Genomic DNA, 16,600 nt, shown 5'->3' on the forward strand with positions numbered 1-16,600 from the left:
TATGCGTATGCGTGCGGCTGTGTGATGTGAGATTCGTCGCATAGCCGCACGCATACGCATAGGATGGTGGACTATCGTATTGGCCTACTTGCGGAAGAACGGCACATTGGTAATGGTGAGGTTGCCATCGCCGTCTACATATCCCTCAATCGCAATGGTGCCGGAAATCGGCATTGGCTGCCCGTTGTAGTACGGGCTGGTCTTCGGAGCAGGGGAGAAGGTCAGATTGCCGGAGACGGTCAATCCACTGGGGGAGCCGGGCGTCGGGGCTGTAGGCGCAGCCGGTGCAGAAAGACCAGAAGTGGCTACTGCGGTCGTGCGCTCCTGTGACTGCGCATGAGCACTGTTATCGGTATCGTCAGCATCCTCGCTAAAGTCAAAGTCCGGTACGCCCTCGGGCTCGGCTAGCATATCGGCGAGCGATTGCTTGGACGTTGCCGCAGCGGAACCGGCTGTGCTCGGCATGGGCTTGCGCAAATCAGCGGCATCCGCCTTACCGTCGAGAACAAGCTGCACATCCGGTGGCACATCGGTGCCGTGTGCATATTCGGAGTTCAGCAGCGACTGCCATCCCTCAATCGGCAGATAGCCGTCGCGCGCGCCGGACCGGCAATCCCCGGCATAGGTGCGCGCCAGTTCGTCCACCAATTCATTGCCTGCATTGCTGGCATGCCCTTTGACCCATTTGAAATTCACAGGCCCTGGTCGACGTGAAATCTCGGCGTCGATTGCCTTGATCAGTTCCACGTTCTTAACCGGCTTCTTCTGTGAATTCTTCCAGCCGTTGCGCTTCCAGCCTTTCACCCAAGTGGTGGAGCAGTTGATCGCATACTGCGAATCGGATTCGATGAGCAGTGGCTCGGAACCGGGATGCGCTCGCAATGCTTCAAGCACCGCGCACAATTCGCCGATCTGATTGGTGCCGTTCGTGGCACCGCCTGCATCGTATCCATGCTCGTCATGCTCGTGGCCAAGAGTGCCGCCTGCATTCTTCGCATGGTCGGCCCATGCCCACCCCATTGGGCCATTAGGATTGCCCAGTGCGCTTCCGTCTGTGGACACGGTAATAGTCATTTGTGGCTCTCCTTCTTCTGGGCAATCCTAATGGCCCCTTCTCGGGCGCTTGTAGCGCGACCGCTCACTTCGCCTATGGGCAGTCCACTGGACCGTCCATTTAATGGCTCAGCATTAGGATTGCCCAGTGCGCTTCCGTCTGTGGACAAGGTAATAGTCATGTGCCCACACTATCGCATAGGGCGTCGGAAGTTGCAGGTGTGCTGCGGTCTCTCAATTTAACCCAATTTGCGGTATTGCATACATTGCTTCGCGGTACAATTTGGCGTTCTTGCTCTTTTCGTTATTTCGTGCCATGAGTTATAACAAGCGTTGTCATAAATTCGCCATTTATGTTGTCACGATGCAATCAGCAAAGCGGCTGTGGGCTGTTGTGACCAGGTTGCGTGGTACGTCAGTTCAGAAAAGCCCATTTTGCCATTTTGTGACAGGCACCCATTCCTGAGTGTCATAATTATTCCCGCATTTGTTCGATACGGCATTAAGTTCTTCATGATTTCTTCACCATTAATGTGGATAACTCGGCAAGCTAGAACCACATACTCCGGATTGGCTTTGCACAAGCGTTCGCAATCGTTATTGTGACGACATGAACAGTATGATCAACGATGATTTTCCTGAGGATTACGAGGTGCTTTGGCTGCGCAATGAGGGCGGCATGCGAGGCGGTCTTGAGCAGCGTAAGCATGACATGGTACGTCGTTGCGCTGAGGCCGCTCGGCGATTAGGCAAAAGACTGCTGTTTGGCATGACCACGTCATTGATTCTGCAGTCAATTCCGCTTCCGTCCGATTGCGATCTTGATTCGTTCGAACTCCACACCGTTTCCGATTCATTGGAACAACGTGTTCGTATCCGCGGATTATCTATCCATCCGCATATTTGGAAACACACTTCTGTGGCCGAGAAGGTGGCAATAAACCACTATGTATTTGCTTTAGATCTTTTTCATGTATGGGCCCAACTTGCTACTCATGTTTCTTTGGACTCATTGATTGTGCTTGGTGATTCCATTATTAGTGGAATCGCGCGGCAACCTGCACTGGCAAAGGGACGCATCGGTTCTGCGATTTATGCTGATTTGCAACGATTTGTGGATGATTTGGCAGGGTTCAAGGGACGTTTGGCGTGTAGGCGCGCTTTGACGCTTATCTCGCCAGGCTCCGATTCTCCAAAGGAATCTGAAGGACGTCTTGCGTTACGGTCACATGGCATATCTCAACCGGTATTGAATTATGAAGTGCCGGGTATAGCATTCAGGTCCACTGCTGCGATAACGCTGGATATGGCATGGCCGGAGTACAAGGTTGCGGTCGAATACGACGGGGACCATCATCGTACTGACAAAGTGCAATGGCGACGTGATCAGGAAAAGCGTGATAAGCTGCGAGGCCATCAGTGGATTGTGTTTGTAGCTACGGCGTCCAGTCTGGTCAATGCGGATGCGCGTGCGGAATTCGCATTCAACGTGGCGCGTGCGCTTGCATCGCGTGGCGCGAGGTTTGAATTCTTTGTAATGCCGAAAACGGTCGAGCAGCTGGCTGATACTGCATTGCGCGTCCGCAACCGCGGTTAAATATGTTCGTTGGAGGTCTTTCGCGACTGGTGGTTTTACTCCGATATCAATCGTGTGCGAGCTTAATAAGCGGTACAAATAGCTGAATTGAACGATATTGGCATGTTGTACCAAACCGTCTTGAATGCCCCTATGAAGGAATGGCGGTTCTATTTGTCACAATTGTTGGCGATAACGGTTTGCTGTGCGATTGTGGCAAAGAATCATGGTACGACAGTGAATGAGGCGGCAGATTGCGATTTTGTACCACGAGTGGGATGCCAAGAGCGGCATGACGGCATCAATGCAAAGAATAAGGGCGCTGGGTTGCATAATCGCAATCCAGCGCCCTAGCGCTATCTAGGATTCAGCGGGACATCACTCGCTCAGAGCCTTGTCGACAACGAGCTTGGCCTCGTCGAGTACCTTATCGAGGGCTTCAGGGCTCTCGAAGGACTCCGCGTACACCTTGTAGATGTTCTCGGTGCCGGAAGGACGGGCAGCAAACCAGTTGTCCTTGGTGGTGACCTTCAGACCACCGATCTTGGCGTGGTTGCCCGGAGCCTCGGTGAGCTTGGCGGTGATGTCTTCGCCGGCAAGCTGGGTGGCGGTCACGTCATCACCGGTGAGCTTGGCGAACTTCTGCTTCTGCTCAAGGGTGGTCGGGGTGTCGACGCGCTTGTACCAGGATTCACCGAAGCGGGCAACCTGATCCTTGTGCAGCTCGGCCGGGTTCTTGCCGGTCTTGGCGGTGATCTCAGCGGCCAGCAGGTCAGGAATCAGACCATCCTTATCGGTGGTCCACACGCGGCCGTCACGACGCAGGAAGCTCATGCCGGAGCTCTCCTCGCCGCCGAAAGCGACCTCGCCGGTGAACAGCGGCTCGACGAACCACTTGAAGCCGACCGGAACCTCGACCAGCTTGGCGTTGATGGAAGCGGCCACGCGGTCGATCAGGGAGGAGGAGACCAGCGTCTTGCCGATGCCGGCGCCAGCAGGCCAATCCGGACGGTTGCCGCCGAACAGGTATTCCACGACCACGGCGATGTAGTGGTTCGGGTTCATCACGCCCCAGTTCGGGCAGACGATGCCGTGACGATCGGCATCCGGGTCGGTGCCGCCAACCAGATCGTACTTGTCCCAAGCGCCGGCGTTGAGCTCATCGACCAGGCCCTTCATGGCGTACGGGGAGGACGGATCCATGCGGATCTTGCCATCGTGATCGATGGTCATGAAGCGCCAGGTCGGATCGACCTCAGGGCGCACGACGCCAATGTTCAGACCGTACTTCTCGTTGATGAGCGGCCAGTAGTTCACGGAGGCGCCGCCGAGCGGGTCGATGCCGAGGCGCACGCCGGAGTTGCGGATCACATCGAAGTCGATGACGTTCTTCAGATCGTCAACGTAGTGCTCGCGGAAGTCGAAGCCCTCGACGTACTCGGACTTGATGGCTTCCTCGTAAGGCACGCGCTTGATGTTCTTGTAGTCGCCGAGCAGCTCATTGGCGCGAGCGGCGATGGCGTTGGTGGTCTCAGCCGGGGCCGGGCCGCCAGTGACAGGGTCGTACTTGAAGCCGCCGTCGGTCGGCGGGTTGTGGGACGGGGTGACGACGATGCCGTCGGCAAGGCCTTCGCCCTCAAAGCGCTGGGTGCCGTCGGCCGCACGGTTGTGGGTCAGGATGGCCTGAGAAACCACAGGGGTCGGCACGAAGTCATCGCGGGAATCGATGCGAACGTGTACACCGTTGGCCACGAGCACTTCGATGGCGGTCTTCTTGGCCGGGCCGGAGAGCGCGTGGGTGTCGGAGCCGAGGTACAGCGGGCCGGTGACACCGGCCTTCTTGCGGTATTCGGCGATGGCCTGGGAGATGGCGATGATGTGAGCCTCGTTGAACGAGGTCTTCAGGGACGATCCGCGGTGGCCGGAGGTGCCGAAGATGACACGCTGCTCCGGAACGGACGGATCGGGGACAAGGTCATAGTACTTGCCGATGACCTCATCGACGTTGATCAGATCTGCTGGGGTGGCGGGTAAGCCCGCATTTTTTGCTACCATGCTTCCCTATTGTGCCACGGATTTCAACGTTTTGGGCGAAGCTATGTTAAGAGTTGTCAACTTCTGTGCGAATGGCGAAAAAAGAGGCGGTGACATGCCGCCGAGAAGTGCTAACTTCCTCTGCAAAACCAATGGCCGGTATCGTGTCCCGGAAAAATCGGGGCGATACCGGCCATCAGGCGAGGAAGCCAGCTGCGATCAGCGGTGGGAAATCTCCTTCTCGATCTCCTCCAGCGACTTGCCCTTGGTCTCAGGCACGAAGCGCAGCACGAACGGGATGGACAGGGCCGCGAACACGCCGAAGATGGCGAACGGGCCACCCACGTTGTTGCCGAAGGCGTCCAGCAGCACAAGGAAGAACTGGGAGACGATAAAGTTGCCCAGCCAGTTGGCCGCGGAACCGAAGGAGGAGCCGATGCCGCGCACGGACAGCGGGAAGATCTCACCGATCAGCACCCAAGCGATCGGGCCCCAGGAGATGGCGAAGCCAAGGATGTAGAAGGCGATCAGAATCATGGTCGGCACAGCGAGCACGGCAACGTCGCCTACGAAGTTCATCACGGCGAGGATGGCCAGGGAGACGGTCATCACGATGGAGCCGAAGATCAGCATGCCCTTGCGCGGGAACTTGTCCATGATCATCGTGGCCACGATGGTGGAGACAAAGTTCACCACGCCGATGCCCACGGACACCCAGATGGCATCCGCTTCAGGGAAGCCGAAGCCCTTGATGAACACCTGCGGCAGGAAGTAGATCACGGAGTTGATGCCGACAAGCTGCTGGAAAAGCATGATGCCGATGGCGGCGATCAGGGCCGGGCGGGCGATGCGGAACAGCTCGCGCACGCCGCCCTTGGTGTCTTGGGCTGCGACGGCCTTGATTTCGTCAAGCTCCAGCTGCACCTGCGCCTGGTCGACGTCCTTGCGAATCAGGGTCAGCACCTTGAACGCGTTGCGCTCGTCACCCTTGTTCACCAAGTAACGCGGGGACTCCGGCAGCATGATGCCGCCGATCAGCAGCAGGGCGGCCGGCACCAGTGCGGAGCCGAGCATCCAACGCCAATCGCGTGCGCCCAGCAGATTGTGGCCGAGGAAGCCGAGGTTGGAGGCGTAGGCCAGCAAAATGCCGAACGTGATCATGAGCTGGAACAGCGTGGAGAGCGAACCGCGGCGCTCCTTCGGCGCAAGCTCGGCCAGGTAGGCCGGGGTCAGTGCGGAGGCGGCGCCCACGGCGAGGCCCAGGATGATGCGGGCGGCGACCATCATCAGGAAGCCGGTGGCGGTGGCGCACATGCCTGAGCCGATGAGGAACAGGATGGCGGAGACGATGAGCAGCTTCTTGCGGCCGAACTTGTCGGACAGCGCGCCGATGGACAATGCGCCGGCGCAGGAGCCGATGAGCACGGAGGAGGTGATGAAGCCGGTCTGGGAGACGCTCAGGCCGAAGTCCGATTCGATCAGCGGGGAAGCGCCGGAGATGATGCCGGTGTCGAAGCCGAACAACATGCCGCCAAGGGCGCCGAACGTGAAGATGAATGAGCTGTTCAGCGGGAAGCGCGAGGAGAATCCGCGAGATTCCGCGGCTTCGATGGTCTCAATCGTATTGGTTGCAATGTTCGTCATTGCATTGGCACCGTTCTCGAGTGCCTCAGTGGCGTCCGCTGCCACGTTCGTTGATGCGGCTGTGGTGTTTGCCGTCGTCATTGCTGTCGTTCCTTTCATCGCCATTGACGGAGTGCATTCGGTTGCACCCCATGTGCCGCGTGCAGGAAGTACCTCGTTGTGCCACCGGAAAACAAAAAAGACCTGGAACAATGTGGAACGCGCACATCCAGTACGGCAAAGCCGCATACGGATATGCAAATTCCATATCGCTCCAGGTCTTGCCTCGTTTCCAAGTAACAACCCTGCTACGCAACGTGTGAAGAACAGAATACGACTTTTCCGACCGCGACACTCCGAAAATCAGGTGATTACTGCAAACGTTTGTTGTCCGTCGGATAGACAATGCGGAGCTGATGCGGGACAATGACACCAGCCATGGAATAGGAGGGGCCTTGAAGAATGCAGTTGACACACCGGCATCATTGGCCTCGCATATCCTTGATGCTCTTGGGGGCGCAAACAATATCCAGGAATTCACACACTGCGCCACCCGTTTGCATGTCACGCTGGTTGACGCGTCCGTAGTCGATCTGCGCCGTTTGGAATCTGTGCCGGGAGTATTGGGTGCGTTCCCACGAGGCGGCAACCGTTATCAAATCATTATTGGAGGTGCTGTCGCCTCAGTGTATGAGCGCATGATGGGTGCGATGAAATCGGTTGCACCAACTGCGCTTGGCACATCCGAGGAGCCCGCAACACCCATGGGCACCGCAAAGCCTGCTGCTTCCGCGTCCTCCAACACAGCAAGCCAAGAGCCTCCACAATCCTCTGCATCGCATAGGGCATTTCCTCGCACGCCGCGAGCATGGGCCGGCGCCATCCTCGACTACGTTTCCGACGCCTTCCGCCCGCTTCTCGGCGTGCTCCTGGGGGCGTCGATGATTATCGCGCTCGCCAATGTGGCTGTGGCGCTCGGTTTCACCCCAGACGGCGATACTGCCGACGGATGGCGTGCTCTCAAGGCCATTTGGGAAGTCATGTTCGTGATACTGCCCATCATGATTGCCACGAACGCCGCACGAAAGCTCAATGTAGATCCTTGGCTCGGCGGTGCAATCATGGCCGCCTTGATGGCGCCACGAATTGCTGGACTCAGTGGTGGCATCAGCGTATTCGGCGTCACTATTCCCATTAATGATTACAGCGGCAGCGTGTTCGTGCCGCTGCTGATGGTTGCGCTGCTGGGTTTGATTTACCACGGATTAAAACGCGTGATTCCAGACAGTGTGCAGCTGGTGTTCGTACCATTCTGTTCGCTTGTAGTGGTTTATCTGCTTTCCATACTGTTCGTTGGACCTTTGGGCGTGTGGCTTGGCGATGAGCTGAGCACCGGCACTGCTTGGCTGAACACGCATGTGCCGTTCCTGTTTGCACTCCTGATTCCGATGCTTTATCCGTTCCTGGTGCCGCTCGGTTTGCATTGGCCGCTCAATGCTTTGATGCTGATGAACATTCAGACGCTGGGCTATGACTTTGTGCAAGGTCCGATGGGTGTATGGAATTTCGCCTGCTTCGGCGTTACGGCAGGTGTGCTTGTACTCGCTATTCGCGAGCATGACTCTGCGATGCGCCAGACCTCGCTGAGCGCATTGTTGGCCGGTCTCCTAGGCGGTGTTTCCGAGCTGAGCCTGTATGGCATCCATCTGCAGCACCGCCGCACCTACCGCTGGCTGCTGGCAGGTTGCGCTGCAGGAGGGTTCTCCAGTGCGGTGCTGAGTTGGCTGTTTCCTTCCGTGCTGCCATCCGGCCAGGTGATTCACGGGGTCACAACCACGGCGTTTGCGTTCTCTTCGCTGCTGACCATTCCCGTGTTCAATCGTGCATGGGTATACGCGCTGTCCATTGCCATCGCATTCGTTGTTGCCATGGTGCTGACGGTGCTATTCGACTACCGTATGCCGCAAAGCGCTCGCGAGGATGCTGCCTCTGCTGATTTCGTTGATCCACTGTGGCATGCGGAATCTCCCAATGCCGTCTTCGCTCCAATCGCTGGCACTGTGGTTGGTTTGGATGCGGTCGGCGACCCGGTATTCGCATCCAAAGCGCTTGGCGAGGGCGTGGGAATCATACCTGATAATTCAGCGGGTGTCGAAGCAGTGCATGCGCCGATAAGCGGCACGATAAAAACCGTGGCCAAAACCGGTCACGCATTCGGCGTCAAAACTGACGAAGGCGTTGAAGTACTGGTGCATATCGGGCTCGACACAGTGGATATGGACGGGGAAGGATTCGCTCTGCAGATTGCGAAAGGGGATCATGTTGCCGCCGGTGACGTGTTGTTGCAAGTGGATTTTGCGGCAATCATTCGTTCAGGTCATAATCCAGTGGTGATAGTGACCGTGGTCAATACGATGGCGATGACTTCAGTGGTGCCATTGCTCGCTACTGCCGATGCGCAGCGTAGCGAGTCGCGCGTGGCGGCAGCAGGTGAACCTATCATCGATGTAGAACGCTAGTGCAGAGCGTCCGCGCAGCAATTGAATAATCGGTAAGACAAATTGCCAAAATAACCAGTGAGGGGAGGTGCGTCATGGAAATATTGAGAGTCTTCAACAACAACGTCGTGCTCGCCAAAGACGGCAACGGCGGTGAGGTGATCCTTACAGGCCGAGGTCTGGGATTCCAAGCCAAAACCGGGCAATCGGTGGACGAATCGAAAATCGTGCGCACCTTCGTGCCGGCGGACGGGCGCGATCCCGATCATCTGGCGCAGATGCTGTCGGACATCGACCCGGAAATCATTCGCATCGTGGTGGATGCCATGAGGCAGGCCGGGCTAGGGGAGCGCGAGATTGGCAGTACTACGCTGGTTATGGCCCTTTCCGACCACATTGCCGGTGCCATTGCAAGACAAAAGCGCGGTATTGCAGTCGAATATCCGTTGATCGGTGAAATCAGCAATCTCTATCCCAAGGAATACCAACAAGGCTGTGTGCTGCTCAAGGCCATCAATGCCAAGTTGCCGCAACCGTTGCCGGCCGGTGAGGAGACATCGCTTGCCATGCATCTGGTGAATGCCGGATTCGCCACTGGAGACCTGACATATACCTATACGATGACCGGCGTGATTCAGCAGATGCTCGACATCATCGAGCACGCATACAACCTGAAGCTCGATCGTGAATCAGTGAATGTGGGGCGTTTCATCACCCATCTGCGGTATCTGTTCATTCGCATCCACCAGAACAAACAGCTTGTAGACGAGCCGGCGCCCATAGTGAAAGCCATTCGCGACGCTTACCCTGAGGCGCTGCGTTGCGCTTCAACCATCGGACGATTATTGGAGCTGCGTTTGGATGCGGACGTCAGCGAAGACGAGGTGGCCTACTTGGCCATGCACGTCGCCCGAGTCACCGCCGACGCTCAGCGGTAGTCCTGCTCTTTGGCTCCTCTTTCTGAGAAGAGTTGTGTCGCCAACCGACGTATGCGGAAATTATTTCACCGGCTCTAGAATGCTGGTGGTCTCAGCGAAATCGGACGTAGCGTTCGCCGCCGCAACCTGGGCGGTCTTCAGCGTGGAGGTATCCGGCACGCGCACGATGAGCGCTCGCTGGTCCACGGAGAAACGGATGTGCTTGGTCTCTGGCAGCATATCGCCATCCACCTGGGCCTTGGCCGGCTTCTCCAGCGTGATTTCCGCGGTGATGCCCTGCACCTGCTCCACGGTGGAGTTCGTGGAGAGGGGGTTCTGTTCCGGCTTGCCGGTGATGGTCTGATGCACCACGTCGCCGAATAGGTTCGCCCAGCCCAGAATGCCTCCGGTGGTGTCGATGATTTCGAAATCAAGGATGCCGTCATCGTATGATGCGGCGGGCATCAGCGAGAACACCGGGATCTGGCCGCAGTTGCCGGCCATAATCGTGCGGAAATCGAGATTCTTGATGGAATGCGTGGAGCCGTCGGCGCTGGTGATGGTCAGGTTGCCGCGGAACTTCGGTGCGAACAGGTTCTTGATGCCGCCCACGAAGTAGGCCAGCCAGCTGATGTTGGCCTTCAGCGCGGGGTCGGTGTCGTCGATCATGGCCGCATCGAAACCGATGCCGGCGATGATGAGGAACGCGTGGCCGTGATCATCTTCGGGATGGTCAAGCAGTCGGAGCCGTCCCATATCCACTAGGCGGGAACCGTGGGAGGTGGCCACGGTCAGCGCCGCATCGATATCATCCACAGGGATGCCCATATTACGGGCGAACAGATTGCCGGTGCCGATCGGAATGATGCCGAGCGCATGTCCGGTGCCGGAGACCGCGCTCGCCACCGTGCGCACCGTACCGTCGCCGCCCACGGCGATGACTACATCCGCGCCATCCTCTAACGCTTCCAATGCGCAGGCGCGGCCGTCCTTGTCAAGCTGTGTATCGTAGAAACGAATGCGATTCAAGCCTTTGGCACGGCAGAATTCCTGGATGTGCAGGCGTTGGGTGGCTGCCTGAGGCTTGGAAGGATTAATGATAAAGGCATATTGCACCTCGTCATCCCTGCGCTTTTCCAGTGTGGCGGCAAGCCTGCGGCGCCGCGCGGTGCGAATACCGAGCGTAATGGCTGCGATAAGCAGCACTGCGGCAATGATGATAAGCACTGTAAGCGTGGACTGAGGCATGATTCCTATTTGTAGTGGCAGAAGAGCTGTTCCGGCTATCGCCATGCCGTTCGTGAACATTTCCTGCACGGTTAGTGAGATTAATGCGGCAAAGAGTCTTCTGTGTGTCGGCTTACGGCGGTAGTGTTAGGCGCATGCTTGATATTCAATTCATCCGTGAACACACTGATATTGTCAAGGAATCCCAGCGCAAGCGTGGCGAGTCCGTGGAACTCGTCGATGAGGTGCTTTCTTCTGATACCGCACGCCGTGAAGCGCTGAAGGCTTTCGAAGAGGCCCGCGCGCAGCAGAAGGAAATCGGCAAGAAGGTCGCAGCGGCTCCAGCCGACGAAAAGGCCAAGCTGATCGCCGAGACCAAGGAACTTTCCCAGAAGGTTGCTGAATACAAGTCCAAGGCTGATTCCGCAGCCGAGGAATACACCACCGCCATGTGGAAGCTCTCCAACATCGTGGAGCCGGAAGCTCCGGAAGGCGGCGAGGACGATTACGTGGTGGTCAAGAAGGTTGGCCAGATCCGTGACTTCGCCGCTGAAGGCTTCGAGCCGAAGGATCATCTGACCCTCGGCACCGAGGTGGCCGGCATCGATATGCGCCGTGGCGTGAAGGTCGGCGGCTCCCGCTTCTACTTCCTGCGTGGTGCTGTGGCCCGTATGCAGATCGCCATGCTGACCATGGCTGTGGATCAGGCCGAGGAACACGGTTTCGTGCTGGCCATCACCCCGACCCTGGTGCGTCCTGAGGTCATGCGCGGCACCGGCTTCCTGAATTCCCACGCCGACGAGATCTACCGTCTGCGCGAGCCTGATGACCAGTACCTGGTCGGTACCTCTGAGGTTGCTCTGGCCGGTATGCACGAGAACGAGATTCTCGACCTCGGCAACGGTCCGCTGCGCTACTGCGGCTGGAGCTCCTGCTACCGCCGCGAGGCCGGTGCCGCCGGTAAGGACACTTCCGGCATCATCCGCGTCCACCAGTTCGACAAGGTGGAAATGTTCGTTTACGCCAAGCAGGAGGACTCCTACAAGGAGCATGAGCACCTGCTGGCCATGGAGCAGGAGATGCTCGCCAAGGTCGAGGTTCCGTACCGCATCATCGATACCGCTGCCGGCGATCTCGGCTCCTCCGCTGCCCGTAAGTTCGACTGCGAGGCTTGGGTGCCGACTCAGGGCCGCTACCGTGAGCTGACCTCCACCTCCAACTGCACCGAGTACCAGGCTCGTCGTCTGAACATCCGTGAGCGTATGGAAGACGGCAACACCCGCCCGGTCTCCACCCTCAACGGCACGCTGGCCACCACCCGTTGGCTGGTCGCCATTCTCGAGAACCACCAGCAGAAGGATGGCTCCATCGAGATTCCGAAGGCCATGCGTCCGTACATGGGCGGCAAGGAAGTCATCGAGCCCACCAAGTGGGAGGCCTGATTTCATCAGGCCTGTTCCAATAGCTATTGCCTCCCTCTGATGAGGGAGGTGGATTGAAGGGCCGGAGGGAGAGAAGCCGGCGAAGCCGTAACGGATAATGTTGCACCGCCGCGGTGGATTCTCCCTACCGTATGTATAATTAAACATCGTGCGCTTCGAGGGTACTCTGAAACGCGCACAAAGGACAGATGTCTGAGCGGTCTAAAGAGACGGTCTTGAAAACCGTTGAGGGGCAACCCTCCGCGAGTTCGAATCTCGCTCTGTCCGCCACCAAGGGTTTCGGGCAATTGCCTGAAACCCTTTTCTTGTCTCGGCGCGGAATGCCGAAGTGGGTTGCCGATGCTCAGATCGACCAATGGAGTATGGAATACTTCGATCTTGACGAGAGACGATGCGCCTTCACGATTTCTTCATGATTTAGATACATGCCGGTGTCGCGGAAGTGTGAATGCGTGATAATATGTAACCGGTCACACGACCAAGCGTGCAAAAGTCAAGATGCCGGAGTTGTCACTATAGTTAACGGAACTAATGTGCGATAAACCAACGGAATACAACGTTTTTGTTGGGGGCGCGCAGAAATTGTTAGCAAAGTTGACAATTTTCCTTGAAGGGCATAGATTGGCAATTGTTCGTCACAGGGAAGTGATGAGACCATATAACGAAGGAGTAGAGATATGGTATCGCATAACAAGCGTCTGGTAGCCGCACTGGCTGCGGTAGCCGCCATGGGCATGGGCCTTGCCGGCTGCGGTAGCGACACTGCCAACACTGGTGATTCCAGCAGCGACGGCGGCAAGGTCACCATCACCTACATGCACCGTCTTCCGGATTCCGAGGGCATGACGCTGGTCAACGACATCGTTGCCAAGTGGAACAAGGAGCACCCGGACATTCAGGTCAAGGCCACCAAGTTCGATGGCAAGGCCTCTGAAATGATTAAGAAGCTTGAGACCGACGTCAAGTCCGGCGAGGCTCCGGATCTGGCTCAGGTCGGTTATGCTGAGCTGCCTGAGGTCTTCACCAAGGGTCTGCTTCAGGACGTGACCCAGTACGCCGAACAGTACAAGAACGACTTCGCTTCCGGCCCGTACAGCCTGGTGCAGGTGAACGGCAAGGCCTACGGCCTGCCGCAGGACACCGGCCCGCTGGTTTACTTCTACAACAAGGCTGAGTTCGAGAAGCTCGGCATCACCGAGGTTCCGCAGAGCCAGAGCGAGTTCATCGAGGCTGCCAAGAAGGCCGCCGCCGCTGGCAAGTACATCATGTCCTACCAGCCTGATGAGGCTGGCAACATGATCTCCGGTCTGGCTGGCGCTTCCGGTGGCTGGTACAAGGTGAAGGGCGACTCCTGGGTCGTCAACACCGAGACCGACGGCTCCAAGGCTGTTGCTGACTTCTACCAGCAGCTGCTCGATGCCAAGGCCGCAACCACCAACCCGCGTTGGGATCCGTCCTTCGATGCTTCCATCAAGGATGGTCAGCTGATTGGTACCGTGGCTGCCGCTTGGGAAGCCCCGCTGTTCATGACCTCTTCCGGTGGCACCGGCTCCGGTGAGTGGCAGGTCGCTCAGCTTGGCGACTGGTTCGACAACGCTGGCAAGACCGGCCCTGACGGTGGTTCCGCTGTGGCCGTGCTGAAGAACTCCAAGCACCCGAAGGAAGCCATGGAGTTCCTGGATTGGTTCAACACCCAGGTTCCGGATCTGGTTTCCCAGGGCCTCGTGCCGGCTGCTACCACTGAAGATGCCAAGACTCCTTCCGAGTGGTCCACCTTCTTCGGTGGTCAGGACATCATGAAGGAATTCAAGACCGCCAACAACAACATGGGTGACTTCACCTACATGCCTGGCTTCTCCGCAGTCGCCGCCAAGATGAACGAAACCGCTGCCAAGGCCACCGACGGCTCCGGCAAGGTTGCGGACATCTTCTCCGACGCGCAGACCACTTCTGTGGATACGCTGAAGAACCTCGGCCTGTCTGTTTCCGAGTGACATTAACGGCTAGGGTCCCTTCCAGCCGCTAATATCCTCAACCACACATCGAAAGGCCGGAGCTCAACACTCCGGCCTTTCCTTTTGCTCCAGTCCGGTTCGTTTATCTCTGACTGCATCGATCCGGGCATACATTGCTTGTATTTTCACTGTTCTTTTGGAAGACAGGTTTTCCCTATGACTGCAACAACAAAAACGGCGAAGACGGGGGTCGCCAGGCGTGCCGCCAATCCCAAGGCATCTGACGCCGCCAAGCGTGAGAACCGCACCGGCTGGGCCTTCATGGCACCGTTCGGCATCCTGTTCGCTCTGGTCTTCATTCTGCCCATCATTTGGGCTATTTATTCCAGCTTCTTCCGTCAGGTCACCACAGGTGGTGGCGCATACGGCGGCGGCGAACTGGTCAATAAGTTCGTCGGATTCCAAAACTTCCAGTACGTTGTTACTTCCGGTGCCTTCTGGGCTGGCGTGGGCAGGGTCGTGCTCTACACCGTGGTTCAGGTCCCGGTCATGATTATCGCGGCACTTGCTTTGGCGATGCTCATCGACTCCTACATCGTGAAGCACATTACCGCATTCCGCTTGAGCTACTTCCTGCCCTACGCTATCCCGGGCGTGGTTGCATCCATCATCTGGGTGTACCTCTACAACGGTCAGATTTCCCCTATCGTTAAGGGCCTTGCCGCCATCGGCATCAAAGTGAACTTCTTCGGCGATAATGTGGTCCTCGGCTCTATGGCCAACATCACGACCTGGACCTTCACCGGCTATAACATGCTGATCTTCCTCGCCGCACTGCAGGCCATTCCGCATGACCTGTACGAGGCAGCCCGCATTGATGGCGCCAATGGCTTCCAGATCGCCATGAAGATCAAGCTGCCGAACGTGCGTGCGGCTGCACTACTCGCCATGTTGCTCTCCATCGTCGGCACTATCCAGCTGTTCAACGAGCCCCAGGTGATGTCGATTTCCGATCCGAGTATTTCGAAGTCATACACGCCGATGATGATGGCCCTCAACACTTCGCAGGGCACGTTGACCCCAGGCGGTGATGGGCCTGCCTCCGCTGTGGCTATTGTTATGGCCTTGATCGCTGGCGTACTCGCCGTGGTCTACACGCTCGTTGAAAGGAAGGTGAACGCAGAATGAGCACCGTAGAAGCTATTGACAAAGAATCACGCGCGGCAGCACGCGCTCGTAAGAAGGCTGACAAGATTCGCGACAAGCATGCCAACGATTTGCCTCGTTCCATGCAGCCTTCCGCGCTGGTCAAGACCATCACCATCGTTGTTCTGGTCTTTGCACTGATTTACTTCCTGTTCCCGATTTATTGGGCTATCATCGCTTCGACCAAGACCCCGAGCCAGATGACCGGCAGCAATGGCCTGTGGTTCGCTGTGGGGTTGAGTGATTTGCCTGCGGCCATTGCCAAGAACTATGGCACGTTGATCGGATGGACCCGTGGCCAGTTCTGGCGCTGGGTGCTGAACTCCCTGATCTACTCGGGCGTCTCGGCTCTGGTCGGTACGCTTGTGGCTGTGATGGCAGGCTATGCCACCGCGAAGTTCAACTTCAAGGGCAAGAACCTCGCCATTGGCGTCATTATGGGCTGCATGTTGATGCCGGCTGCACTGCTCACCATTCCGCAGTACTCCATTTTCCATGCAATGCATCTGACCAACACGATGCTCTCCATCATCATCCCGTGCTGCGTCTCGCCGTTCGGCTTCTTCCTGGGCCGCGTGTACGCGCAGACCTCGGTGCCGAACGAACTGCTTGAGGCGGCTCGTATCGATGGCGCCAGCGAGGCCCGAATCTTCTTCACCATCGTGCTGAGGATTCTGGCTCCGGCAATGGTCACGATTTTCCTGTTCCTGTTCGTGGCCACGTGGAACAACTTCCTGCTGCCGTTGATGATGGTCTCTTCCGACACCCTGAAGCCGGTGACCTTGGGTCTGTACGGCATGGTCTCCCTTGCAACCTTCACCGATCGTGGCGCTCTGATGATGGGTGCCTTGCTCGGTGTGCTGCCGGTGATCGTGCTCTTCCTTGGCCTCCAGCGCTACTGGCAGGCTGGCCTCGCCGCTGGTGCGGTCAAGGGCTGACGCTGCAGACAGCCCGGTGGGCTGTCTGCAGCGTCAGCCTGAGCGAGGCGGTAGCTGAGCGAAGGTCGGATTGGGTCCGATCGTAGCGAGGTCCGTTCTTGTAGGGGGTTAATAATTCCCGCCGCCCGGTG

Annotated in this window: 11 protein-coding genes and 1 tRNA gene; 8 read left to right on the plus strand and 4 right to left on the minus strand. The window is 57.6% G+C overall.

The window, feature by feature from the left end; genetic code table 11:
- Window positions 1-84: 84 nt before the first annotated feature.
- On the minus strand, window positions 85-1,020 hold the full coding sequence (locus CSQ86_RS02375; protein WP_243387596.1) for a ribonuclease H family protein: 936 nt from the start codon (window positions 1,018-1,020) through the stop codon (window positions 85-87).
- 652 nt (window positions 1,021-1,672) lie between these two features.
- On the opposite strand from CSQ86_RS02375, the gene CSQ86_RS02380 reads away from it, so the two are divergent.
- The gene (locus tag CSQ86_RS02380) at window positions 1,673-2,650 is read left to right on the plus strand and encodes a hypothetical protein (protein WP_423734801.1); all 978 of its coding nucleotides are present in this window, start codon (window positions 1,673-1,675) and stop codon (window positions 2,648-2,650) included.
- 357 nt (window positions 2,651-3,007) lie between these two features.
- Here the strand turns inward: CSQ86_RS02380 and pgm are convergent, their stop codons facing one another.
- Both pgm and CSQ86_RS02390 read right to left on the minus strand, forming a co-directional pair.
- Window positions 3,008-4,684 (minus strand): phosphoglucomutase (alpha-D-glucose-1,6-bisphosphate-dependent), encoded by a 1,677-nt coding sequence (gene pgm / locus CSQ86_RS02385; protein WP_100493492.1) that lies wholly within the window; start codon window positions 4,682-4,684, stop codon window positions 3,008-3,010.
- A 198-nt stretch (window positions 4,685-4,882) separates the two neighbouring features.
- Window positions 4,883-6,406, minus strand: coding sequence for a sugar porter family MFS transporter (locus CSQ86_RS02390; protein WP_420838140.1), 1,524 nt, complete (start codon window positions 6,404-6,406; stop codon window positions 4,883-4,885).
- A 335-nt stretch (window positions 6,407-6,741) separates the two neighbouring features.
- Between CSQ86_RS02390 and CSQ86_RS02395 the strand changes: the two genes are divergently transcribed.
- Both CSQ86_RS02395 and CSQ86_RS02400 read left to right on the plus strand, forming a co-directional pair.
- The gene (locus CSQ86_RS02395; RefSeq protein ID WP_100493494.1) at window positions 6,742-8,805 is read left to right on the plus strand and encodes a glucose PTS transporter subunit IIA; all 2,064 of its coding nucleotides are present in this window, start codon (window positions 6,742-6,744) and stop codon (window positions 8,803-8,805) included.
- A 74-nt stretch (window positions 8,806-8,879) separates the two neighbouring features.
- Window positions 8,880-9,722, plus strand: a complete 843-nt coding sequence (locus tag CSQ86_RS02400) for a PRD domain-containing protein (protein ID WP_100493495.1) — start codon at window positions 8,880-8,882, stop codon at window positions 9,720-9,722.
- A gap of 60 nt (window positions 9,723-9,782) precedes the next feature.
- On the opposite strand, the gene CSQ86_RS02405 is transcribed toward CSQ86_RS02400, so the two are convergent.
- Window positions 9,783-10,949, minus strand: coding sequence for a diacylglycerol/lipid kinase family protein (locus tag CSQ86_RS02405; RefSeq protein ID WP_165773706.1), 1,167 nt, complete (start codon window positions 10,947-10,949; stop codon window positions 9,783-9,785).
- 134 nt (window positions 10,950-11,083) lie between these two features.
- On the opposite strand from CSQ86_RS02405, the gene serS reads away from it, so the two are divergent.
- The 5 genes from serS to CSQ86_RS02430 all read left to right on the plus strand — a co-directional run bounded on the left by serS (window position 11,084) and on the right by CSQ86_RS02430 (window position 16,469).
- A complete protein-coding gene (gene serS, locus CSQ86_RS02410) occupies window positions 11,084-12,370 on the plus strand; it encodes a serine--tRNA ligase (RefSeq protein ID WP_033889884.1) in 1,287 nt (428 codons plus the stop codon).
- Between the two features lie 182 nt (window positions 12,371-12,552).
- Window positions 12,553-12,640: transfer RNA gene (locus CSQ86_RS02415), tRNA-Ser, on the plus strand.
- Between the two features lie 407 nt (window positions 12,641-13,047).
- Entirely contained in the window at window positions 13,048-14,364 is a 1,317-nt protein-coding gene (locus CSQ86_RS02420) for an ABC transporter substrate-binding protein (RefSeq protein ID WP_100493497.1), read from the plus strand.
- 177 nt (window positions 14,365-14,541) lie between these two features.
- Window positions 14,542-15,513 (plus strand): carbohydrate ABC transporter permease, encoded by a 972-nt coding sequence (locus CSQ86_RS02425; RefSeq protein WP_100493498.1) that lies wholly within the window; start codon window positions 14,542-14,544, stop codon window positions 15,511-15,513.
- Entirely contained in the window at window positions 15,510-16,469 is a 960-nt protein-coding gene (locus CSQ86_RS02430; RefSeq protein ID WP_100493499.1) for a carbohydrate ABC transporter permease, read from the plus strand. Before CSQ86_RS02425 ends, CSQ86_RS02430 begins: the two co-directional genes overlap by 4 nt.
- The last annotated feature ends 131 nt before the right edge of the window (window positions 16,470-16,600 follow it).

Source organism: Bifidobacterium felsineum (assembly GCF_002802915.1).
Classification (GTDB): Bacteria; Actinomycetota; Actinomycetes; order Actinomycetales; family Bifidobacteriaceae; genus Bifidobacterium; species Bifidobacterium felsineum.